This window comes from Arthrobacter sp. StoSoilB13 (assembly GCF_019977255.1).
Classification (GTDB): Bacteria; Actinomycetota; Actinomycetes; order Actinomycetales; family Micrococcaceae; genus Arthrobacter.
This window is the reverse complement of the sequence record NZ_AP024647.1, coordinates 602,608-623,506: the sequence shown is the minus strand read 5'-3', so window position 1 is coordinate 623,506 and position 20,899 is coordinate 602,608. Positions and strand designations below refer to the sequence as shown.

17 protein-coding genes, 1 tRNA gene and 1 pseudogene are annotated in these 20,899 nt (G+C 61.8%); 12 read left to right on the top strand and 7 right to left on the bottom strand.

The features are described from left to right. Positions 1-15: 15 nt before the first annotated feature. Positions 16-1,668 (bottom strand): helix-turn-helix domain-containing protein, encoded by a 1,653-nt coding sequence (locus tag LDP01_RS23550; protein WP_276573605.1) that lies wholly within the window; start codon positions 1,666-1,668, stop codon positions 16-18. A gap of 158 nt (positions 1,669-1,826) precedes the next feature. On the opposite strand from LDP01_RS23550, the gene LDP01_RS02905 reads away from it, so the two are divergent. The 6 genes from LDP01_RS02905 (at position 1,827) to LDP01_RS02880 (ending at position 6,397) form a co-directional block, all read left to right on the top strand. Continuing rightward, the gene (locus LDP01_RS02905) at positions 1,827-2,213 is read left to right on the top strand and encodes a hypothetical protein (RefSeq protein ID WP_224090088.1); all 387 of its coding nucleotides are present in this window, start codon (positions 1,827-1,829) and stop codon (positions 2,211-2,213) included. Between the two features lie 218 nt (positions 2,214-2,431). Next, complete coding sequence (locus LDP01_RS02900; RefSeq protein WP_224090087.1) at positions 2,432-2,827, top strand: hypothetical protein; 396 nt, start codon at positions 2,432-2,434, stop codon at positions 2,825-2,827. A gap of 94 nt (positions 2,828-2,921) precedes the next feature. Next, positions 2,922-3,596 carry a DUF6766 family protein gene (locus LDP01_RS02895; protein ID WP_224090086.1) on the top strand — a complete coding sequence of 225 codons (675 nt, stop codon included), beginning with the start codon at positions 2,922-2,924 and terminating at the stop codon, positions 3,594-3,596. A gap of 115 nt (positions 3,597-3,711) precedes the next feature. Then, positions 3,712-3,784 (top strand) — tRNA-Lys (locus tag LDP01_RS02890). Between the two features lie 44 nt (positions 3,785-3,828). Beyond that, on the top strand, positions 3,829-4,725 hold the full coding sequence (locus tag LDP01_RS02885; RefSeq protein ID WP_224090085.1) for a LysR family transcriptional regulator: 897 nt from the start codon (positions 3,829-3,831) through the stop codon (positions 4,723-4,725). 184 nt (positions 4,726-4,909) lie between these two features. Next, positions 4,910-6,397 carry an NAD-dependent succinate-semialdehyde dehydrogenase gene (locus LDP01_RS02880; protein ID WP_224090084.1) on the top strand — a complete coding sequence of 496 codons (1,488 nt, stop codon included), beginning with the start codon at positions 4,910-4,912 and terminating at the stop codon, positions 6,395-6,397. Between the two features lie 230 nt (positions 6,398-6,627). Here the strand turns inward: LDP01_RS02880 and LDP01_RS02875 are convergent, their stop codons facing one another. Together LDP01_RS02875 and LDP01_RS02870 are read right to left on the bottom strand one after the other, a co-directional pair. Then, positions 6,628-8,043, bottom strand: a complete 1,416-nt coding sequence (locus LDP01_RS02875; protein WP_224090083.1) for a ferredoxin reductase — start codon at positions 8,041-8,043, stop codon at positions 6,628-6,630. After that, positions 8,040-9,342: pseudogene (locus LDP01_RS02870) on the bottom strand (aromatic ring-hydroxylating oxygenase subunit alpha). Before LDP01_RS02870 ends, LDP01_RS02875 begins: the two are co-directional and overlap by 4 nt. 163 nt (positions 9,343-9,505) lie before the next feature. Here LDP01_RS02870 and LDP01_RS02865 point away from each other — a divergent pair. The 5 genes from LDP01_RS02865 to LDP01_RS23340 all read left to right on the top strand — a co-directional run bounded on the left by LDP01_RS02865 (position 9,506) and on the right by LDP01_RS23340 (position 15,037). Continuing rightward, on the top strand, positions 9,506-10,438 hold the full coding sequence (locus tag LDP01_RS02865; RefSeq protein WP_224090081.1) for a LysR family transcriptional regulator: 933 nt from the start codon (positions 9,506-9,508) through the stop codon (positions 10,436-10,438). Positions 10,439-10,925: 487 nt separating this feature from the next. After that, positions 10,926-11,963, top strand: a complete 1,038-nt coding sequence (locus tag LDP01_RS02860) for a quaternary amine ABC transporter ATP-binding protein (RefSeq protein ID WP_224090079.1) — start codon at positions 10,926-10,928, stop codon at positions 11,961-11,963. Beyond that, on the top strand, positions 11,963-13,990 hold the full coding sequence (locus tag LDP01_RS02855; protein WP_224090077.1) for an ABC transporter permease: 2,028 nt from the start codon (positions 11,963-11,965) through the stop codon (positions 13,988-13,990). Before LDP01_RS02860 ends, LDP01_RS02855 begins: the two co-directional genes overlap by 1 nt. A 65-nt stretch (positions 13,991-14,055) precedes the next feature. Further along, complete coding sequence (locus LDP01_RS02850) at positions 14,056-14,808, top strand: glycine betaine ABC transporter substrate-binding protein (RefSeq protein WP_263433749.1); 753 nt, start codon at positions 14,056-14,058, stop codon at positions 14,806-14,808. A gap of 10 nt (positions 14,809-14,818) precedes the next feature. Continuing rightward, the gene (locus LDP01_RS23340; RefSeq protein WP_263433748.1) at positions 14,819-15,037 is read left to right on the top strand and encodes a glycine betaine ABC transporter substrate-binding protein; all 219 of its coding nucleotides are present in this window, start codon (positions 14,819-14,821) and stop codon (positions 15,035-15,037) included. A gap of 391 nt (positions 15,038-15,428) precedes the next feature. On the opposite strand, the gene LDP01_RS02845 is transcribed toward LDP01_RS23340, so the two are convergent. Both LDP01_RS02845 and LDP01_RS02840 read right to left on the bottom strand, forming a co-directional pair. Continuing rightward, positions 15,429-16,469, bottom strand: coding sequence for an AAA family ATPase (locus LDP01_RS02845; RefSeq protein ID WP_224090075.1), 1,041 nt, complete (start codon positions 16,467-16,469; stop codon positions 15,429-15,431). 119 nt (positions 16,470-16,588) lie between these two features. Beyond that, positions 16,589-16,999: a RidA family protein gene (locus LDP01_RS02840; RefSeq protein WP_224090073.1), complete on the bottom strand. Its 411-nt coding sequence runs from the start codon at positions 16,997-16,999 to the stop codon at positions 16,589-16,591. 81 nt (positions 17,000-17,080) lie between these two features. Between LDP01_RS02840 and LDP01_RS02835 the strand changes: the two genes are divergently transcribed. Further along, positions 17,081-17,467, top strand: a complete 387-nt coding sequence (locus LDP01_RS02835) for a winged helix-turn-helix transcriptional regulator (protein WP_224090072.1) — start codon at positions 17,081-17,083, stop codon at positions 17,465-17,467. Positions 17,468-17,548: 81 nt separating this feature from the next. Here the strand turns inward: LDP01_RS02835 and LDP01_RS02830 are convergent, their stop codons facing one another. Both LDP01_RS02830 and ppsA read right to left on the bottom strand, forming a co-directional pair. Further along, positions 17,549-18,391, bottom strand: a complete 843-nt coding sequence (locus LDP01_RS02830; RefSeq protein ID WP_224090071.1) for a pyruvate, water dikinase regulatory protein — start codon at positions 18,389-18,391, stop codon at positions 17,549-17,551. Further along, positions 18,392-20,791 carry a phosphoenolpyruvate synthase gene (gene ppsA / locus LDP01_RS02825; protein WP_224090070.1) on the bottom strand — a complete coding sequence of 800 codons (2,400 nt, stop codon included), beginning with the start codon at positions 20,789-20,791 and terminating at the stop codon, positions 18,392-18,394. Between the last annotated feature and the right edge of the window lie 108 nt (positions 20,792-20,899).

Sequence of the window (20,899 nt, the reverse complement as noted above, 5' to 3'; positions counted from 1 at the left end):
CCCAAAGACACTCGGCTACGGGGCGATGTTGACGATCCCCTGGCCGATGGCATGCGTGGCTGCTTGCGTTCGGGAGCTCACGCCGAGCTTTTCGAGAATATTGGTTACGTGCCGGTGGACGGTCCGCTCGCTGATGAACAACTCGCCGGCAATTGCCCGGTTCGTCCGGCCACGCACGATCAAACGGAGCACCTCCAATTCGCGCGGCGAGAGCCCGTATTGAGGGGAAACACCCTGCTGCCGGAGCATGTTCTCAACCTCGGCCAGGTCGGCACGGGCGCCGAGACGCCTGAATTCCTGTCGCGCTGATTCAAGCTCAAAGCCTGCGGCCTCGTGGTCCCGCACACCCCGGCAGGCCGTCGCGAGGAGGACCGAGCACCGCGCGACTTCGTAGGGGACATCCAGCCCACGCCATAGGTCAGCGGCCCGTCGAAGTTCGGGAAGTGCCTTCTGACAGTCACCGTCGGCAAGAGCAAGCTCGCCCAGGGCCCGCGCGTGGGCTGCGCGAACACTGTCAGAGGCGAAATGCTCGGCGAGGCTGCCTATCTCCTCGGCAGCGGCCGCGGCCTCGCGGCCAGCCCCGGCCGCAAGAAGGACCGTCACCGCCGCGGGCAGCAGGTCCACGCGAGCACCTGATCCCGCGGATTCCCCGAGTGCGCGCCGGATACCCGCGGCCGCCGCTGGAACATCGCCCAGGGAAAGCCTGAGCAGTGCCAGCCCCGGCTGCGTAGGACCTCCCGAGAAGGCGGCCGCCCGGAAGGACGCCTCTGCCTCGGGGAAATCCCCGAAAAGACGATGCGATTCACCGAGTTCGTAGCGGGCGTGGCCGATAAGGCGTGTGCCCGCACCGTCGGCCAAACTCCGACATGCCTCCTGAAGCTCAGCGAGGGCCGCCGCCCATTGTCCCGCGAGCCGGAGATGGACTGCCCGGTATGTAAGGCAATTGCCATAGAAGGGCCCGCCGAATGGGGGCACCGCATCCAACCACGATCCAAGGGCTATGCTCCACTCGCGGACCCGCGACACATCCCGGGCCTCCATCTGGCACGTGCCGATCGCCGCGCAGAAGAGCAGGCTCGTGGTCCTGGGGGTGGTTTCGCCCACCACAACACGGAGCATCGCATCGTCCAGCCAAGCCAGTCCGTCCGCGAGGTGGCCGGACTTGACCAGTGCGCGGCCGGTAAGAAGCGTCGAAAAAGCCAGCTGATCGGCGTCGTGCGCGGCAGTGGCCGTCGCCCGGGCGCGCGCGAGAAGTACGCCCGCCTCGTCATACGCGCCCGCCGCGATGAGACCGTAAGCCTTAGTGATGAGCAGCCAACCGGGGTCTCCCCCCACGTCATCCGGACCGAGTTCGCGAGCCCTTGCCATCCAGCCGCTGGCCTGGGCGAACTCATTATTGAGGTTGTACGCCTGCCACAGCCAGAACGCTGAGGCGAGCGCGGCGCGCACCTGACCCTCCGCTGCCCGCACTTCGAAGGAACGCTCAAGCGCGGGTATCGCATCCTCATTCAGCCCTGCGATCTGTGCGCACTCCGCGAAGCGCTCCACATCCTCTACCCCGAGTGCCGGCAGTCCGCCGGCGGCGCGAAACTCCTCGCACGCCTCCCGCCACTGGTACTCCATGTGGAGCGTCCGGGCCCTCGCCAGGTGATCTGCCTCGTCGGCCACGTCCACCTCCTGATCACCAGTATGCATCGGTGGACTGGGCAGAACTACCCAACGCCGGGACGGCGAAGCCGGCCCGAACTCCCGATGTCCGGGCGGGGCGCCAGCGGGATCCTGAAGGTAATCCGCAAGGTGCGGATCCCTTGATTCAGGAGGCAATCATGTCAGAGCCGTTCATCTACTTCAGCACATATAAGGTGCGGGCCGGTCATCTGGAGGAAGCCCTCGAAGCATGCCGCGAGGTGTCGCGGCTTGTGGAGAGCCGCGAGCCCAGGATGCTTATTTTCCAATTCTTCGGCGACGAATCAGGCCGGAAAATCACCTGCCTTCAGGTCCATGCCGAAGCAGAGTCCATGGCCAATCACATGTCCGTGATCAGCGATCATCTCGCACAGTCCGGTTCATGGATCGAGTCCTTCACCAATGCCGTCACACTGGGCGAGCCACCAGCCGTCCTGACGCAGTGGTATGAGGAGGCCGGCGAGCAACTGGATCAGTTCCCGCGGCGCATAGCGGGCATCACCAGAGTTGGGTCGCCCGTAGGGTGAGCACAGGCCCTGATGAAGGTCGCCATTGAGGACCACCGCGGAACTGCCCAAAGTCGCTGGATAAGGCGGCGACGTGCAGTTCACCTGGCTAAGCAGTTCCTGGGTTTACACTAAAGCCATAGCAGATCCTCAGGTTGCTTAGTGTCGGTGGCGGGGAGGAACGCATGGGTGCATGTCGAAGGTTCGGTTGCCTGGTCCAGTCTCTTAAGCTGGGGCCCATGCGCAGAATAATCCCCGCTACTGCCGCCAGCCTTCTCCTCTTTGCTGCGACAGGTTGCGCCGTAGATACTGCCGGCGCAACCAAGGTCGCTGAGGATTTCCATCGTGCCGTAGATGCCTCGGACTGGGCTGCTGCCTGTGATTTGCTGCAGCCCACGGTCCGGGACAAATCTGAAGAGCAGGACGGTGACGACTGCCAGACCCACTTGGCGTCACTACATCTTCGAGCTTCCGGAGAAGTGGTCAAAACCGAAGCCTATGGCCGGGAAGCATTGGTGCAGTTCGAGAGGGATAACGTTTTCGTCGCTGTTTCCGGCTCAAGTTGGCGTGTGACAGCTGCCGGATGCACTCAAAGGGAGGAAACCCCCTATTCCTGTGAAGTAGGAGGAAGATAGCAATGCGTGTCGCCTTTAGCCTCTATCTCATTCTCATTTTCGGTGGTCTTGCCTACCTGGCCTCCGTGGGACTGGTTCACGGATAGGACGCGACGTGAAAAAAGCCTTGAGGAACAACGGACTAAGCCTATTTTTCGGTCTGATCTTCATCCTTGCGTTGGCGGGTCAGGCCATTACTGGACAGGCCGTCTTCAACGAAGACCAACTCACTGCCGGCCTTGATGAAATCACCTTCTTCCAATACATCACTTCTTCCAGCTTCGCGGTTGACGTGTCGGAAAACTGGCAATCCGAGTACCTGCAGTTTCTCCTCTACATCACAGCTACCATCTGGCTGCTTCAGAAGGGATCCCCGGAATCAAAGGAGCTGGACAAGCCGGGCCTGGAATCCGACGAAGAACAACTCGTCGGTGAGCATGCCGACGCCAAGTCCCCCGCATGGGCAAAGGCAAAAGGTTGGCGCCTGACCGTATTCTCGAACTCGCTCGCCGCAACAATGGGTCTGATTTTTATCCTCTCGTGGCTGGTCCAGTCCATCACAGGCCACGTTGCCTTCAACGAAGAGCAACTTCGCAACTTCCAAGAGCCACTGTCCTGGGCTGAGTATCTGGTATCACCTGACTTTTGGAACCGTACTCTGCAGAACTGGCAGTCGGAGTTCCTTGCAGTCGGATCCATGGTGGTCCTTTCCATTTACCTTCGCCAGCGGGGATCACCGGAGTCCAAACCTGTTGGCGCAGCCCATGATGCCACCGGAACCAGCGGCTGACCCGGCCGGGAATACCTCGTGGTGAGGCACGGTTAAAGATTGCGCCCACAATGAGTCAGGCCGTGTGACCCTGGCCGAGCCGGAGTCCGGCGCGCATGGCTCCGGCGCGATTCCGGCATCCGTAGCTCAGTGGTCAGAGCAGGGGACTTTTAATCCTCGGGTCGTGGGTTCGAACCCCACCGGATGCACCGAAGTGGAAACTACCCCGCCTGCGCACGCGTAAGCTACCAGCATGCTCGACCTCCATCGCCTCACCCTCCTCAGGGAAGTCAAGCTGCACGGCAGCATGAGTGCCGCCGCCCGCGAACTTTCCTATAGCCACTCCGCGATCTCACAGCAGCTCGGTTTGTTGGAAAAGGAAACAGGTGTCGTTCTTCTCGAACGGGTGGGGCGCAATGTCCGGCTCACCCCTGCAGGCGAGGAACTCGTACGCAATACCGAGGCAATACTGACCGCGATGGAGCGCGCCGAAGCTGATCTTGCGACCTCCCATGAACGGCCCCAGGGGATTGTGACCATAGCGGCATTCAGCACTATCAGCCGAAGCGTAATGCCTTTTGCGCTGGCCGAACTGGCCCGAAACTATCCCGGACTGGACGTCAGGTTGCGACGCGAGGATCCCGAGCAGGCAGTCGTTCAGCTGATCTCCCGGCAGGTCGATGCCGTGGTCAGCGATGCGTTTCCCGGGACTGCAGTGGCTCCGCCCGGAGGAGTGCACACCACCCTGATCGGCCAGGACCCAATCCGCGGCTATCTGCCGCACGGCCTGGAGTTTGCTGACTTTGACGATCTGAAGCAACTGCGCTGGGTAGCAGAGCCACCGCACACCGCCTCATCACAATGGGCCGTGCGCGTCTGCCGCGAGCTAGGCATCGATCCGGTTATCTCCTATGTTTCTTCGGACCTTCTTTTCCACCTCCGCATGGTTGAACAGGGCCTCGCCGCGGCCTTCCTGCCTGACATGGTGCTGCGTGAAGCCGGCAGTGTGATGACGCCCAGCTCCTGGCTGCCAGCGGATCAACAGCGCAGCATCCAGTTCCTGGTTCGGTCCGGCTCTGAGCGCAGCGCTTCCCTGACTGCCGTGCGGGAAGCAATAACCCAAGTGCTGCACGCCAAGCACAACATGTAAGAAAAACTTACATAAGTACGTCAAAAAGGTTCGCTTTTATTTACTTTCGCACGTAATTACATTGGCTTTAGGCACAAAACCATCATGCGTTGGTTATCGATCGCGGCGAAACGCAGATCATCCGTTGGAGATGTACGCGTCTTCGTACCGCCATCGACCAGGCCAGTACTGAAAGAGAGAATCGATGAGCCTCATATCCGACGTCGCTGCACCCCTGATTGCGGCCGACTCCGCCAGCGTCAAACACGCCGATGCCGTCATCCGATCCATCAGCCTTCCCAGCTCGGGCATCGAAGTCCAGGACCCCGCGACAGGCGAAACCATAGCCCATGTCCCCGACGCCGATGTTGAGGCCGCGCTGGAAGCTGTTGCGACGGCCGACAAGGCTGGAACGCCCTGGGCCAGGTCCAGCCTCCGCCAACGCGCCGACGTACTCCACGCCTGGTACAACAAACTCGTTGAACACACCGAAGACCTCGCCCACCTGATCTCCCGCGAAATGGGCAAGCCCCTCGCCGAAGCCCGCGGCGAGGTCAAGTACGGAACCGATTTCGTCCGCTGGTACGCCGAGGAAGCAGTCCGCCCCGCAGGAAACTTCCGCGAAACACCGGATGGTGGTGCGAGCCTCCTGACACGCCGCTCCCCCGTCGGCCTGGCGGTCCTGATCACGCCATGGAATTTCCCCTTGGCGATGGCCACCCGAAAAATCGCACCCGCCCTGGCTGCGGGATGCCCCGTAGTCATCAAGCCTGCGACCCTCACTCCCCTCACGACGTACTTTGCCGTTCAACTCGCCGTCGAGGCAGGGGTACCGGAAGAACTTATCCAGGTCATCACGACCTCAAAATCAGGTGCGTTCAGCGAAGCCGTCCTGCTCGATCCCAGAGTCAGGAAAGTTTCTTTCACCGGATCGACGCCGGTGGGACGCCAGCTGCTGCAGCTTGCCTCCCAGAATGTCCTCCGAAGCTCAATGGAGCTTGGCGGCAACGCACCGCTCATCGTCTTCAACGACGCCGATCTGCAGCGGGCAGTGGACGGAACGTTTGCCGCGAAACTCCGCAATGGCGGCCAGTCCTGCATTGGAGCCAACCGGATCTACGTCCAGGACGGAATAGCCGATGACTTCGTAGCAGCGCTCACCGAACGCTTCGCCCAGGTCGCTGTGGGAAGCGGCCTCGGACAGCAGACCGGACTCGGCGCGCTGATCGATGACCGTGCAGTCGCCCAAATGCAGGCCTACACCGAGAACGCCGTGGCTCTCGGAGCCACACTGCTCACCGGCGGCCACGGTTACGACTCCGCAGGCAATTTCTTCGCCCCAACCGTCCTGGACCGCGTCACGGAAGATTCCGACGTCGCCCGGTCCGAAATTTTCGGCCCCATCGCGGCGATACAGCGCTTCAACTCCGAAACCGAAGTAATTGCCCGCGCCAACGCCTCGGAATTCGGCCTCGCCGGCTACGTCTTCACCGAGAACCTGGACCGCGCCCTTAATGTCGCCGACAGTCTCCAGACAGGAATCGTCGGCATCAACCAAGGCGTCCCATCCAACGCAGCCGCCCCCTTCGGAGGCGTCAAGCAGTCAGGCCTCGGACGCGAAGGAAGCGCCGAAGGCCTCGAAGAATACGAGAACATCCGCTTCTACAACGTAGCGCGACGCGCCACATCCTAGCCCGTGGCAAGGCTAAGGGCCGGACATCTGCATTGCTGCAGTTGTCCGGCCCTGGCCGACGGAACCCTTGGGCACCAACCGCCAAACGTTGGGGGGTTATTGGCAGTTATTTGGGCTCCGCTGCATCCAGTAAAGACCAACGGGCAGTCTTGGTGCACGAGTAGTTTGTACTCGTCTTTCGTCCCTAACCGCGGCCACGCTACCTGTCCCGCTATCTCCGCAGCTGGAAGCTAGGCATCGATCACCATGTCGGTCCGGGCTGTGGAGCAGCAGGGCAGGAACTTGCCTGCATCGATTTCCCGGGCCCGGATCCCGCCCTGGTGGTTCATCTCCACCTCCCCGGAAAGCTTGACGACCTTGCAGGAGCCACACATGCCTTCCTTACAGTTTGCGCCGATCCTGACGCCCGCACGCTGGGCCGCCCCCAGGATGTGCTCGGTGGGATCGATGCGTACATTGATTCCCGTGCGCATGAAGGACAGCGTGAGGCTTCCCGTTCCGACAGTGTCGAAACTTGAGGCATCCGGGGTCGCGGTCTCCGGCTCGGTGTCCGAACCGCCGTCGAGGGCTTCCGGACCAGCCGCATCCGCATCGACGGTTTCCAGCGGCAGTCCCCCGGCCTTCAGGGTTCCCTCGGCGTCGTAGCCTGGCTCGTAGAGCCCAAAGGCTGTGGGCTGGCTTTCAAAGTAGTCCTCGGCGGAATCAGCGATTTCCTCCGCGATTTCCTCGGCAATGTCCGCTGCATGCGCCAGCTCTGCCTGGTATTCAAGGAGCGTCTGGCGGTCGCCGGTGAAGAACTCCATGTAGATGGAGGTGTCGTCGACGCCCACCTTCTTGAGGAGCTCGGTGGCAGTGTTCAGGTAGCCCTCGGGACCGCAGGCATAGACCTGACGGCCGTTGGCATCAGGGGCCACCTCGTCGAGCATGGCCGCCGTCAGCCTTCCGCTGAGCCCTTCCCACCCCTCGGGTTTGCTGCGGTCACCCAGGGAATAGAAGACCTTTACGCGCGAGTCCACGGACGCGATGTATGCCAATTCCTGGTGGAAGGCAAAACCCCCGGCTTCCGCTCCGTGGTACAGGACAACAACGTCAGCATGCCCCGGCAAGGAGTGGATGGTCCGCACCATGGACATGATGGGCGTAATGCCGGCTCCAGCAGCGAGCAACAGGTAACGAGCACGCCGGTCCGCGTCGGGCAGGTGGAACGCGCCGACTGGCCCGAGCATCTCCAGGACGGTACCTGGCTTGACGTTTTCGTGCACCCACGGCGAAACCAGGCCGCCACCGTCGCGCTTGACGCTGATGCTGAAAGTCCACGGCTCGGTAGGCGAACTGGACAGCGAGTAGCTGCGGTCCACCGGTTCCTTGTCCTCGCCGTTCACGGGAAAGGCCACGTTGACGTACTGCCCTGCGCGGAACGCCAGAGGGGCGCCGTCGCAGCGCCGGAACACGAACGTCATGAGGCCGCCCGCTTCCGGAACGGTTTCCACGCATTCAGCCATGAACTCCTGCGGGTGCCAGGGACCCAGGGCACGGGCAGCACGGGCGGGTGCCTCGGTGCTGCCCATCACCCTGTTCCACGGCATTTCAAGTCCACGGATCCGCTGTGGCTCCTGGATTGCCGTCTCTGTGAGGAGTTCAATCATGCCAAGTGCTCCTGCACGCGCTGTACGTACCAGTTGATGAACGCCTCAACCTGGTATTCGCTCTTCATGTACGGGGCCGGGCTCGTAGGCGGGGCTGCCGGCGCCCTGCTGGCACAGCTCCACGAAGGCCTTGTCCTGCAGGTTGGTCTGCTTCCAGGTGTAGGTCAGCTTCTCGAGGTCGTAGTCAACGCCTTCCACGGCATCGTCGGCTACCAGCCAGGTGGTGCGGACCAAGGACTGGTGCTCATTGATCGGGAAGACACCGAAGGTGATCACGTGGTCGCCCAGGAAGTGGAACCAGCTGTTGGGCTGCAGGTGCATCGAGCAGCGGCCAAGGCGGAAGTCGGGCAGGTCACCGAGCAGCTTCTTGGACAGCCGGCGGCCATCGGCGGAGAACGATTCGCCCTCACCGTCCAGGGATTCGCGCGAGATGCGGATTCCGGCGATACGGGTGTCCAGTTCCTCAACTACCTCGTAGGGCAGGCCGTAACGGCGGCAACGCTCCTCAAGCGAGGACTGTGCTTCCTTGTTGCGGTCCCAAACTTCCTCGAGATGGGCCGGGATCAGCCCCTCGGTCAGGCCCCACGTGGGGAAGAGCGAGCAGGCGAGTTCCGGATGCCCGTCGCAGTGGTAGCACTCACGGTTGTTCTCCATGACGAGCTTCCAGTTGCCCTCTTCGATGATGTTCTGCTGGTAGGCAATCTTCGTCTTGGACAGATCGTGGGGCGCGAGATAGGGCTCGAAGATCTTGGAGGTCTCGTCAAAGTCCGTCGGCGGTTCATCAGCGATGCAGACGAAGATGAGGCCGGCAACTTCGCGGCTGTGCGCACGCTTGAGCGCGAAGCAGTTCTTGTCGAACTTCGCTTCGCCGGGAGCGGAGGCGTGGATGAGGTTACCTTCCGCGGAATAGGTCCAGGAGTGGTAGCCACAAACGAGGTTGCCAGTGGACCCGGCAGCTTCGGTCAGGACGCGGGCGCCACGGTGGCGGCACACGTTGTGCAGGACGTTCACGCCGCCGTCGTCGTTCCGCAGCACAATCAGCGAGTAGGGGCCATAATCCACAGTGATGTAGTCACCCGGCTCCGGGAGTTCTGCGACGCTGCCGGCAAAGATCCAGTGCTGGCCAAAAATGGCCTCCATGTCGATCTTGAAAATCGTGGGGTCTGTGTAGAAGGGGGCATCGAGGGAATATCCCGTGCGCCGGAACTCGAACAACTGGCTGATCTCTGCCAGCTGCTCTGCAGGCAATGATGAAGCGAGTTTTCCGCGTGAATTGAGGGGCAAGACTGGAGCAGACATGTGTTTCCTCCCGGGAGGCCTGGGTTAGCGTGCGATTCATGGCGACCAAGGGTGCTTGGGTGCAACCGATGTTGTATTCAAAATCCTTGTAGTCATGAGATTAGGGACGAATGCGCTGCAACAAAAGCGCAACATTTGGAAGATAACCGTGCACAATAGGTGCATGATCGATGCGAGACTCATCACACTTCGAGTGTTTGCCCGCTGCGGCACCATTGGCGCCACCGCGGAGCTCACAGGTTATTCTCCCTCCGCCGTGTCGGCGCAGTTGCGGGAGCTCCAACGCGTACTTGGAATGCAGCTGCTGACGAAGGACGGCCGGGGGGTGCGGCTGACCGCCACTGGCCGCTTTCTCGTGGCGGGTTCGGACACGCTCATTGCCGACTGGGAGAGCCTGCGCGCCGCAGCCATGAAGGCCGGGGACCAGGTCCAGTCACATTTTGGCCTCGGCGGATTCTCGACGGCGGCCGCCCAGTTGCTTGCGCCACTCGCCGCGACTCTTCGCTCAACGCGCCCCCAACTGGAAGTGCAAGTGCTCGAGGCCAACCCGGCCCGCTGCTTCGACTTGTTGGTTGCCGAGCGAATCGACCTTGCAGTCATCGTCGCCATGCAGTCCGACACTTACGCCGAGGACGATCCGCGCTTCGAACAGACCGTCCTGCTCGATGACCCCCTGGACGTGATCATTCCCTCTGATCATCCGTTGGCATCGCGGGAGACAGTGACACTCCAGGAGCTGGCGTCGGAACCCTGGATCACGGAGGCCGCCGGCTCCACCTACCATTCCCTCTTCACTGCGGCGTTCACCGCGGCCGGGGTAACACCACGAATTGCCCACGAGGCCGTCGAGTGGGAAACCCAAATCGCCTTCGTGGGCGCAGGGCTGGGCGTGGGCCTGCTGCCGAGACTGGCGCCGCTGCGTAGTGCAGAAAACGTAGTTCGGCTCCGTATCACGGGCAGGGGTAAGCCGTCGCGCCGCATTGTCGCTGCCGTACGCCGCGGCAGCATCACCTCTCCCCTGATCCAGGAATCGCTCGGCATCCTCCAGTTGAGCGCCAATCGAATTCTCACTGCCCGGCCCGAAGACGACCTCTGAGATCCTCACACCGGTCAGAACCAGTACGGGCCAATGCCGTCATACGACTCGACGGCACCGTCACAAAGCAGCTTCCCTCACGGCGACCCTTCCCTTGACGTGGTCCAGCGCCCAACCCGTCAATCATTGGGATGGCGCAAGCGTCACCCACGGTGGCTGTTGGCCATCGTTTTTATTTATTTCCAAACCTTGACAGGTGGAGTGAGATACATCACTGTTGCGTATTACGGGTGATGTTGATGCATGCACAACCAGCAACATGCAGATCAAGTCCGTTCGCAGCGAAGAAGATTTACAGTGCCCTCGCGACATCGCGCAAGGATTTGCCCGCGGGCGTCTGGAGCATGGCGTTGAGAGCGCTGCCTCCACCGGCGTATCCCCCAGCTTTCCCCAAGCTCAGTGGGGGACTTCGGCGAAAAGGCAAGCAGCAAGACATCCACTCAAAGCCCGGCCATTGGTTCGAGCCGCCATAAGCAGGAGTACAGCAATGAACAGCCCCGACATCTCAGTACGGAACCTCTGGAAAGTCTTTGGCCCCGCTGGTGAAAAGATCCCTGGTGATCCCCGGCTTTCGTCCCTTAGCTCTGCTGAACTGTTGGCAGCCTCAGGCTGCGTAGCGGCCGTCCGCAACCTAAGTTTCGACGTCGCAAAGGGTGAGGTCTTCGTCGTTATGGGTCTCTCGGGATCCGGCAAATCAACCCTTGTCCGCTGCCTTACCCGGCTTATTGAACCCACTTCAGGGCAGGTAATGGTGGACGGCAAGGACGTCCTGCAGGCAGGCGTTGGGGAGTTGCGGGAACTTCGCCGGCGGAAGATGTCCATGGTGTTCCAGCACTTCGGACTCCTGCCTCACCGGACGGTTTTGGACAACGTATCCTACGGGCTGCAAATCCGCGGGGCGGCTAAGAACGAGCGCTACGGCCGGGCTCGGGAAATCATTGAACTGGTCGGCCTGAAGGGGTACGAACAGCACTATCCGGACCAGCTGTCCGGCGGTATGCAGCAGCGTGTCGGCCTTGGCCGGGCTTTGGCAGGCGACCCGGACACCATCCTTTTCGACGAGCCCTTCTCTGCATTGGATCCCCTCATCAGGCGTGACATGCAGGCCGAGGTGATCCGACTCCACAAGGAAATGGGGAAGACCATGGTGTTCGTCACCCATGACCTTTCCGAGGCACTCAAGCTCGGGGACCGCATCCTGATCATGCGCAACGGCGAGATGGTCCAGTGCGGCACCGGGGATGAGTTGGTGGGATCTCCGGCAGATCAGTACATTGAGGATTTTGTGTCCGAAGTTCCCCGCGCGGACGTCCTGACCTTGAAGTGGATTATGCGTCCCTTGATGGATGGAACGCCCCTGGATGCTCCGGTCCTCAGTTCCGGCATGATCATCCGGGACGCCATAACAACCGTGATGCATTCCTCCTGCCCCGTCCTCGTGGAGGATGAAGCAGGCAGGATCATCGGGCAGATCGACCGTGACAGCATCCTCTCTGTGCTGCAGCCAGCGGAAGCAGCGGCCTGATGACTACGCTTGTCCGGGATCAGGAAAAGATCCAGCCAGCCTCCTCCCCTGTTAAGGAACCGCGCCGCCTGCCCAGTCGCCGCACCATGCTGCTGGTTGGCGCGGGCGTCATCTGGATCCTGGGCTTTCTGATCCTGCACGGGACGTCCACCCTGACTTTGCCTGCCTCCGAGTTGACGGATCTGCACCGCTCACTCAACCAGTTCAACGCCTGGGTTGCGGCCAACCGGGCCGACAACCCCGTCTTCCTGTATATCTTCACACCACTGCGGGCCGTGGTGGACAACGTCGCCAACCTCTTCATCACGCTCTTTGCGGCGAGTTCCACCGGCCTGCGGCTGCCTGAAATTGGCTGGCTAGGAACCGTAGGACTACTTGGCTGGATTGCGTTCGCCGTCGGGAACGTCCGCGTGGCTCTCCTGACCCTATCCGTCTTTACCTTCTTCGGCATCCAGGGTCTGTTCGTTGAGGCCACCTACACGTTCGCCTTGGTTCTTACCGCTGTGCTGCTGACACTCCTGATTGGGATCCCGCTCGGTATCCTCGCCGGTGTCTCCACCCGGGTTGCCACAGTGATCACGCCGGTACTGGACTTCATGCAGACGCTGCCCACATTCGTCTACCTGGCCCCCTTGGCGCTCATCTTCCTCATCGGCCCGGCCTCGGCCGTCATTGCCACTGTCATCTACGCCGCGCCTCCGGTAATCCGCCTCACGGCCCACGGTATCCGAAGCATCCCGGAGAACACCCGGGAAGCCTCGGACTCGCTGGGTACCACGGGCCTGCAGCGGCTGCTTACCCTGCAGCTTCCCATGGCCAGGCGCACAGTTGTCATGGGAATCAACCAAAGCACCATGGCGGCTCTGTCCATGGTCACTATTGCGGCACTGATCGCCGCTCCAGGACTCGGCCAGGTCGTTGTCCGCGCGCTGCAATCGCTCGACGTCGGAACTGCAGTAAATGCCGGCCTCTCCATCGTCCTGCTCGCGATCGTGCTGGACCGGGTAACCACTGCAGCCAGCCGCCGGGCGGAACCGGGCGCTGCCCGGAACGGCCGGATCTCGCGCAGGAACCGATACATAGTCCTGGGTGTCACGCTGGGCCTGGCCCTGGTCATGGTCCAGTTGTCCAGGAGCTCATTGTGGGCCGCGGCTTTCCCGAAGGACTTCAACATCGGCCCGGCGATTGTCCAGGCGGTGAGCTCGGCAAGCCAGTGGATGCAGAGCAACCTGTCCCTGTTCACAGTGTCCCTGCGTGAATCGGTCACCACTGGAATCCTGAACCCGTTCCAGTCCCTGCTCACAGACACCCCTTTCTACATCCTCGTGGGCGTCATTGCCCTGGCCGCTTACGCATTGGGCGGTTGGAAGCTCGCCGCCGTAACCACCGCCTGCCTTGGTGTCATCATCTACCTTGGCCTCTGGAGCGATTCCATGGTCACCCTCGCCGGAACGCTGGTGGCCACCGCGCTTGTCATGGTCCTTGGTGTGGTCTTCGGTGTCGCGATGGGCCGTTCCGAAAGGGTAGACCAAGTCCTTCGGCCAATTCTGGACGCCGGCCAGACGATGCCCGCGTTCGTTTATCTTGTTCCGTTCCTGGGACTCTTCGGCGCTACCCGTTTCACGGCGATCATCGCAGGCATCATCTACGCAGCTCCTGTCGCCATCAAAATCACCGCCGATGGCATCGCAGCAATCTCACCCACTGTCCTTGAAGCTGCCATTTCCAGCGGCTCAACGCCTTGGCAGGTCATTACCAAGGTCCAGTTGCCGATGGCCAGGAAGTCCCTGGCACTCGCCGCCAACCAAGGGCTGATCTACGTCCTTGCCATGGTGGTCGTGGGTGCCCTGGTCGGTGCAGGCGGACTCGGGTACGACGTCGTCGCCGGCTTTGTCCAAAGTTCACTGTTCGGCAAGGGCCTGGCCGCAGGCCTTGCCATCGTGTTCCTCGGCATCCTGCTCGACAGGATGACCCAGGCTGCGGCAGCAACCCCGCTGCGGAAAATTGCCGCGGCCAAGACCCCATGAACCTGGTCGCTCCAATGAACAAACATTCCCGCCATACTCCCACCCCCCAACAAGGAGACCCAACAATGAAAAAAGCCGGACCGCTGTTGAAACGAACTATCCCCCTGATGGCAGGAGTCGCCGCGGCTGCTTTGCTGCTGACAGGCTGCGGGGGTGCTTCCGTGAACCAGGTGGCCGCCGCACCCGCAGGTGCCTCGGATGCACCCTGCGGAGCTGTTAGTGTCGCGATGAACGCCTGGGTCGGCTATACGGCCAATGCTGCCGTGTACAGCTACGTAGCGAAAAACCAGCTTGGTTGCACTGTGGTGCAGAAGGACCTCAACGAACAGATTTCCTGGCAGGGTTTCGCCTCCGGTGAGGTGGACGTCATCATGGAAAACTGGGGTCATGCTGACCTCACCAAGCAGTACATTACGGATCAGAAGGTGGCTGTAGACGCCGGACCCACCGGCAACGAAGGCCACATCGGCTGGTACGTACCACCATGGATGGCAGAGAAGTACCCGGACATCACGGACGGGAAGAACCTGAACAAGTACGCGTCGATGTTCACCACCTCCGAGTCCGGCGGAAAGGGCCAGATCCTCGACGGCGACCCCGCTTTCGTCACGAACGACGAAGCACTGGTGAAGAACCTGAACCTGGATTACAAAGTGGTGTTCTCCGGCTCGGAGGCTGCCCTTATCCAGTCGTTCCGGACGGCGGAGCAAAACAAGACGCCGCTGCTGGGCTACTTCTACGAACCGCAGTGGTTCCTGTCCCAGATTCCCCTCAAGAAGGTCTCCCTGCCGGCCCTGGACCGAGGGCTGCGATGCTGACGCAGAAAAAGTGGCCTGCGACTACCCGACCTATACACTCAACAAGATTATTTCCAAGAAGTTTGCGGACAGCGGCTCACCGGCAGCCAAACTGGCCAAGGGCTTCAAATGGACCAACGATGACCAGAATTCAGTCGCCACGGATATTCAGGGCGGCATGAGCCCCGAAGCCGCAGCCAAAAAGTGGGTGGACGCGCACCAGGAAACGGTGACGTCCTGGCTTAAGTAACAGGAATCGTGCGACGGCGGCACTCGGCAAGTACCGCCGTCGCACTTTTTCCTGTCCATAAACTTTGCCTACGCTGCGCAAAACCGGGGTAACTCTTGATCCAGGTGAAGCATGGTTGAACCAGCAGGATGCAGGAGGAGCCATGAAGCGCATAACAGACACCCCTACCTTAGGCGGAGCCCCCAAGGGAAGCTCGCCGGTCAAAGTGTCGAGCGGTGTCACATGTAAGGCGACCGCGTGGCGGACTCCCCCCGCGACTGGGCTGCGATCCGAATCCCGTGGTTTTGGCATTCAGGAAACGAGCCATCAAATCTGGCCCGACTGCCGTGATTGAAGGCTTTCCGGCAGCGTGCCACCACCTCGAGCCCGAGGCGGCGAGAAGGTCTCTACTTCAGACCAGCCAGCGCCACCAGCGTGACTGTTGCCGTTCCGGCGTCGCTTCCGTCTCCGGCTCCGGCTCCTCACCCAAGGCCAGTGCGGCCTCGGCGATGTCGTCCGCGGTGAGCGTCATGACGGCCTCACGATCGAGGGCGTCGAGACTTTGTTCTTCATCGAGCGAGAGCCGAAGCGCCTGGCGGTTGAGCGCCTGCTCGAACAGCGTGCGTGCGAACCGCGCGTTGCCGGAGTCCTCGCCCGCGTGGAGTCCGGTGAGAATGCGCCGCAGCATCTGGTCCGCACCCGACTCCAGTGTGTACTCGTGCTGGGCAAGCATCTGGTGGAAGATCGTATCGAGCTCGTCCACGGAGTAGTCCGGGAACGTAATCTCCCGGGCGAACCGGGAGCGCAGTCCAGGGTTCGAGAGCAAGAAGGACTCCATCAGCCGCGGGTAGCCGGCCACGATCACCACCAGGCGGTGGCGGTGGTCCTCCATCCGCTTGAGCAGGACCTCGATCGCCTCAGGGCCGAAATCCATCCGGCCGTCCTCCGGGGCCAGCGCGTAGGCCTCGTCGATGAACAGGACACCGTCCAACGCACGCCGGATCACCCGGTCCGTCTTGATGGCGGTCGCCCCGACGTACTGCCCCACCAGGCCCGAACGGTCGACCTCGACCAAGTGTCCTTTCTGCAGCAGCCCGACCGCGCGGTACATCTCGGCCAGGAGCCTCGCCACGGTGGTCTTGCCTGTGCCCGGGTTTCCGAGGAACACCAGATGCTGGGATGTGGCCACCTCCGGCAGACCGTGCGCCTTACGACGGGCCTGGACCTGGAGCAGTGCGACCAGGGCCCGCACCTGTTCCTTCACGGTCCCCAGTCCAACCAGCGCGTCGAGTTCGGCCTGCACCTCGGACAGCGGGCGGGCCGGCCCGGGCCTCGCACCGATGAGATCGCCCACGAGGTCGTCGACGCGTTCGGAACCAGGCAGCTTGAGCTGATTGGCCAGATGGCCGATGGTTTCGCGCAGGTCATCGAGCGGATTGCGGCTGGCAGCCATACATCAACTGTAGTACTCGTTTTCCCGCTGAGTGGGCTTGGCCCCCACCGGTATCACGATTTGGTGGTTGAAGCGCTGAGGGCTCTTTAGGAGTGGCGTATAAACCCCTGGTGGCGTTGCTAATCCAGTACCGCGGTTGCTTCAACTTCGACGAGCCCATCCGGTTCGAACAGATACTCGACGCCGATCAGCGAGGACGGTGGCATCGGCGAGGGCAGTCCGATCTCCGCAGCGACACTTTCGATACCTTCCATGAAAGCGCTGATCTTCTCCGGAGCCCAGGCGGTGACGTAGAACGTCAAACGCACGACGTCGTCGAAGCTCGCCCCGGCGCCGGCCAGCGCGGTCGCGGTATTGCGGAGGGCCTGGGCGACCTGGCCGGCCAGGTCGTCCGGAGCGACGGGCGTAGCATCAGCCAGGCGCGAGATCTGGCCCGCGACGTGAACGTGACGGGTGCCGGTGCCGACGGCGACGTGGTGGTACGGGGTGGGCTGCATCAGGCCTTCCGGGCTGAAACGGTGAACAGGCATGAGACTCCTTGGGAAAGAGGTAAACGTTGGTATATCTTTGATACCTGGTAGATGCAGGACACTTCAACGAGACCAGGTTTCATGCCGGATACCACTAGCCACGATGACCGTCTGGAGATCAGCACGCCCCATCGGGAATTGCTCGATCAAGTTCTCGACAAGTGGTCATTGAGCGTGCTCAACGAACTCTGCGAGCGGCCTTGCCGGTTCAGCGAACTGCGACGGGCCATCCCGTCGGTGTCGCAGAAGTCCCTGACGGCGACGCTGCGTCGCCTCGAACGAAACGGCATTATCGAACGCGAACTGCTTAGCTCGCGCCCCGTCGCGATCGAGTACCGCATCACACCTTTAGGCAAGACACTTCGTTACCCCATCGATGTGCTCCTGGAGTGGGCCGCAAAGCACATGCCCCTCATCGAACAGGCGCGCGAGACCTTCGACGTCCAGGACCTGGCCGAAGACACCTGACCGTCTCTGACCTTCCGACCGGCGTGCCTCCCGATGTTCATGATCTACATCAACCATGGGTTGCGAGACGACGACACGCCATCAGTGATGCAGCTGCATTCGTTGGAGCACCGTGGCAGATATTTCTTCCACGGACATGGACGCGGAGTTGACGTAGGGAATGTCATTGGCCCGGTACATGTCTTCGGCGTTGCGCAGCTCAAAGGTGCACTGGTTCAGGGACGCGTAGTTACTGCCCGGGCGGCGTTCCTGCCGGATTTGGCTGAGCCGGACAGGCTGGGATGTCAGCCCGAAACACTTGCCCGCGAAAGGCAACAAAGGCTTCGGGAGCACCATGTTGTCAAAGTCTTCCTCCACCAGCGGGAAATTGGCGGCGAGGATGCCGTGCTGCAAAGCAAGGTACATGGTGGTGGGAGTTTTCCCGCACCGCGAAGGGGCAATGAGTATCAATTCGGCGCGTTCAAGCGCCCGGAGCGATTGGCCGTCGTCGTGCTCTATGGCATATTCCACCGCGGCCATGCGGGATTGATAGCGGACGGCATCGCCCACGCCGTGGGCCTGGCCGGGCTTGCCGTTGGCCTGCGCACCGAGGGCTTGTTCGAGTTGCCCTATATGCGTACCGAACAAGTCGAAGAATTGCCCGCGGCTCTGGGAGAGTACGGCACGGATGTCCTGCCCCACGGCGGTGGAAAAGATGATCGGAACAGGACCTGTGGCAGCCACCCGGTCGATCAGCGCCACGACCTCACGCGCTTGCTGGATGGTGGTGATGAACGGGATGGTCCGCCGTTCCAGCCGCTGGCCCGGGAACTGCGTCAGCAGCGTATTGCCGAGCGTTTCAGCGGTGATTCCGGTGCTGTCCGAGAGGAAGAACACCGTGGGGGCGGGCGGGGAGCCCGCCCCCACGGTTTGGTGGTCTGCCACTTAGACCGTGGTGCTGGTGGTGCGGGCCAGGCGCAGCCAGGTTTCGGTCACGGCGTCGGGGTTGAGCGAAATCGAACTGATGCCCTGCCCGAGCAGCCACTCGGCAAAGTCCGGGTGGTCACTGGGGCCCTGGCCACAGATGCCGACGTAGCGGCCCTTGGCGCGGCACGCCGTGATCGCCATCTCCAGCAGCTTGGTCACGGCCGGGTTCCGTTCATCGAAGCCTTCGGCAACCAGGGCAGAGTCGCGATCCAGGCCCAGGGTGAGCTGGGTGAGGTCGTTTGACCCGATGGAGAAGCCGTCGAAGTACTCCAGGAACTCGTCGGCAAGGAGCGCGTTGGCCGGCAGTTCGCACATCATCACGATCTCCAGCCCGTCCTCGCCACGGCTAAGCCCGTTGGCGGCGAGCAGTTCGGTCACGCCGCGGGCCTCGTCCAGGGTCCGGACGAACGGGACCATCAGCTTGATGTTGGACAGGCCCATCTCGTTCCGCACGTACTTCAAGGCTTCGCATTCGAGTTCGAACGCTTGCCGGAAGGACGCCGACAGGTACCGGGACGCGCCGCGGTACCCGATCATCGGGTTTTCCTCCTCCGGCTCGAACGCCGGACCACCGATCAGGTTGGCGTACTCGTTGGACTTGAAATCCGAGAGCCGGATGATGACCGGTTCCGGGGCGAAAGCCGCCGCGATGGTGGCGATGCCTTCGGCCAGGCGCCGGACGTAATAGTCGCGGGGACCGTCGTAGGCGGCTGTTTTTTCCTGGATTTGCCGGATGGTGTAGTCATCCAGGGTCGCCGGGCGCTCGATCTCACCAGCCACAGCCAACAGGGCGTTGGGATGGACACCGATCTGCCGGTTGATGATGAACTCCAAGCGGGCCAGGCCCACACCGTGGTTGGGGAGCTTGGCGAAACTGAACGCCTGTTCCGGGGTACCCACGTTCATCATGATCTTCACCGGAGCTTCCGGCATGGTCTCCAGGCTGGTTTCGTGCAGCGAGTACTCCAGCAAACCTTCATAGACGAGCCCAGCCTCGCCCTCCGCGCAGCTAACGGTGACCGGAGTGCCGTCCTTGAGGATCTGGGACGCGTATCCAGTACCAACGACGGCTGGAATACCCAGTTCCCGGGCAATGATGGCGGCGTGGCAGGTCCGGCCGCCTCTGTCCGTGACAATCGCGGCGGCCTTCTTCATAATCGGTTCCCAGTCCGGGTCCGTCATGTTCGCCACCAGGACATCGCCTTCCTGGAACGAGGCCATCTGGTCGATCGAGGAGAGCACCCGCACCTGCCCGGCACCGATCCGCTGACCGATCGCCCGGCCCTCCACCAACACGGTGGACCGCTCAGTAAGCGTGTACCGGGAAGTGGTCCCCGCGGCTTTTCGGGACTCTACGGTTTCCGGACGGGCCTGAAGAATGTAAACCTCCCCGTCCACACCGTCCTTGCCCCACTCAATATCCATCGGACGGCCGTAGTGCTCCTCGATCGCTACCGCGTGCCGGGCGAGCTGTTCAACCTCAGCATCGGTCAGGCTGAGACGGTTCCGCAGATCCTGCGCCACCGGGACGAAGTCAATCGTCCGGCCAACTTCGTCCGAATCCGTGTAGACCATCTGCACGGCCTTTTCGCCCAAGCCGCGCTTGAGCACCGCCGGGCGCCCAGCTGCCAAAGCGGGCTTGTAGACATAGAACTCATCAGGGTTCACAGCCCCCTGGACCACGGCCTCCCCCAGCCCATACGAGGACGTGATGAAGACAGCGTCCCTGAAGCCGGTTTCGGTGTCCATCGTGAACATGACGCCGGAGGCACCGACGTCGGAACGCACCATCCGCTGAATACCTGCCGAGAGCGCCACTTCCGAATGCGTGAAGCCGTGATGTACGCGGTAGGCGATGGCGCGGTCGTTGTACAGGGAAGCGAACACATCCTTAATGGCCAGCAGGATGTTCCCGATGCCGCGGATGTTCAAGAACGTCTCCTGCTGCCCTGCAAACGACGCATCCGGAAGGTCCTCAGCCGTGGCACTGGAACGTACCGCCCACGACACATCCCCACCATGCTCCTGGGTCAGTCGCTCATAAGCCGTCCGGATGTCCTCTTCGAAACCGGCCGGAAACGGCGTCTCACGGATCAGGGTCCGGATTTCCTGGCCGGCCTTGGCCAACGCGGCCACATCGCCGCTGTCCAAGCCCTCAAGAATGCTTTCAATCCGGGCATCCAACCCCGAGTCCGCCAGAAAACGCCGGTAAGCGTCCGCCGTCGTCGCGAAACCGCCTGGAACCTTCACCCCGGCAGAGGCGAGATTCCGGACCATTTCCCCAAGCGATGCATTTTTGCCGCCAACCTGGTCAAGGTCGGACAAGCCAAGCTCAGAAAACCAAAGAACGTTAGTCATAAATTGTGTCCTCCATTGGGCACGCTCTGACAAGCGCTAAAAAAACTAGGTCATGCAAGGATCCAGCGCACAGGTCGAGGGAAGCAAATAGATGTGATGAGCGCAACA

Coding starts and splice junctions, on each gene's coding strand:
- LDP01_RS02875 (WP_224090083.1), bottom strand. CDS start 8,043: ATGATTGAACTCCTCACAGAGACGGCAATCCAGGAGCCACAGCGGATC.
- LDP01_RS02860 (WP_224090079.1), top strand. CDS start 10,926: ATGAACAGCCCCGACATCTCAGTACGGAACCTCTGGAAAGTCTTTGGC.
- LDP01_RS02840 (WP_224090073.1), bottom strand. CDS start 16,999: ATGCCTGTTCACCGTTTCAGCCCGGAAGGCCTGATGCAGCCCACCCCG.
- LDP01_RS02845 (WP_224090075.1), bottom strand. CDS start 16,469: ATGGCTGCCAGCCGCAATCCGCTCGATGACCTGCGCGAAACCATCGGC.
- LDP01_RS02885 (WP_224090085.1), top strand. CDS start 3,829: ATGCTCGACCTCCATCGCCTCACCCTCCTCAGGGAAGTCAAGCTGCAC.
- LDP01_RS02905 (WP_224090088.1), top strand. CDS start 1,827: ATGTCAGAGCCGTTCATCTACTTCAGCACATATAAGGTGCGGGCCGGT.
- LDP01_RS02880 (WP_224090084.1), top strand. CDS start 4,910: ATGAGCCTCATATCCGACGTCGCTGCACCCCTGATTGCGGCCGACTCC.
- LDP01_RS02835 (WP_224090072.1), top strand. CDS start 17,081: ATGCCGGATACCACTAGCCACGATGACCGTCTGGAGATCAGCACGCCC.
- LDP01_RS02855 (WP_224090077.1), top strand. CDS start 11,963: ATGACTACGCTTGTCCGGGATCAGGAAAAGATCCAGCCAGCCTCCTCC.
- LDP01_RS02900 (WP_224090087.1), top strand. CDS start 2,432: ATGCGCAGAATAATCCCCGCTACTGCCGCCAGCCTTCTCCTCTTTGCT.
- LDP01_RS02865 (WP_224090081.1), top strand. CDS start 9,506: ATGATCGATGCGAGACTCATCACACTTCGAGTGTTTGCCCGCTGCGGC.
- LDP01_RS02850 (WP_263433749.1), top strand. CDS start 14,056: ATGAAAAAAGCCGGACCGCTGTTGAAACGAACTATCCCCCTGATGGCA.
- ppsA (WP_224090070.1), bottom strand. CDS start 20,791: ATGACTAACGTTCTTTGGTTTTCTGAGCTTGGCTTGTCCGACCTTGAC.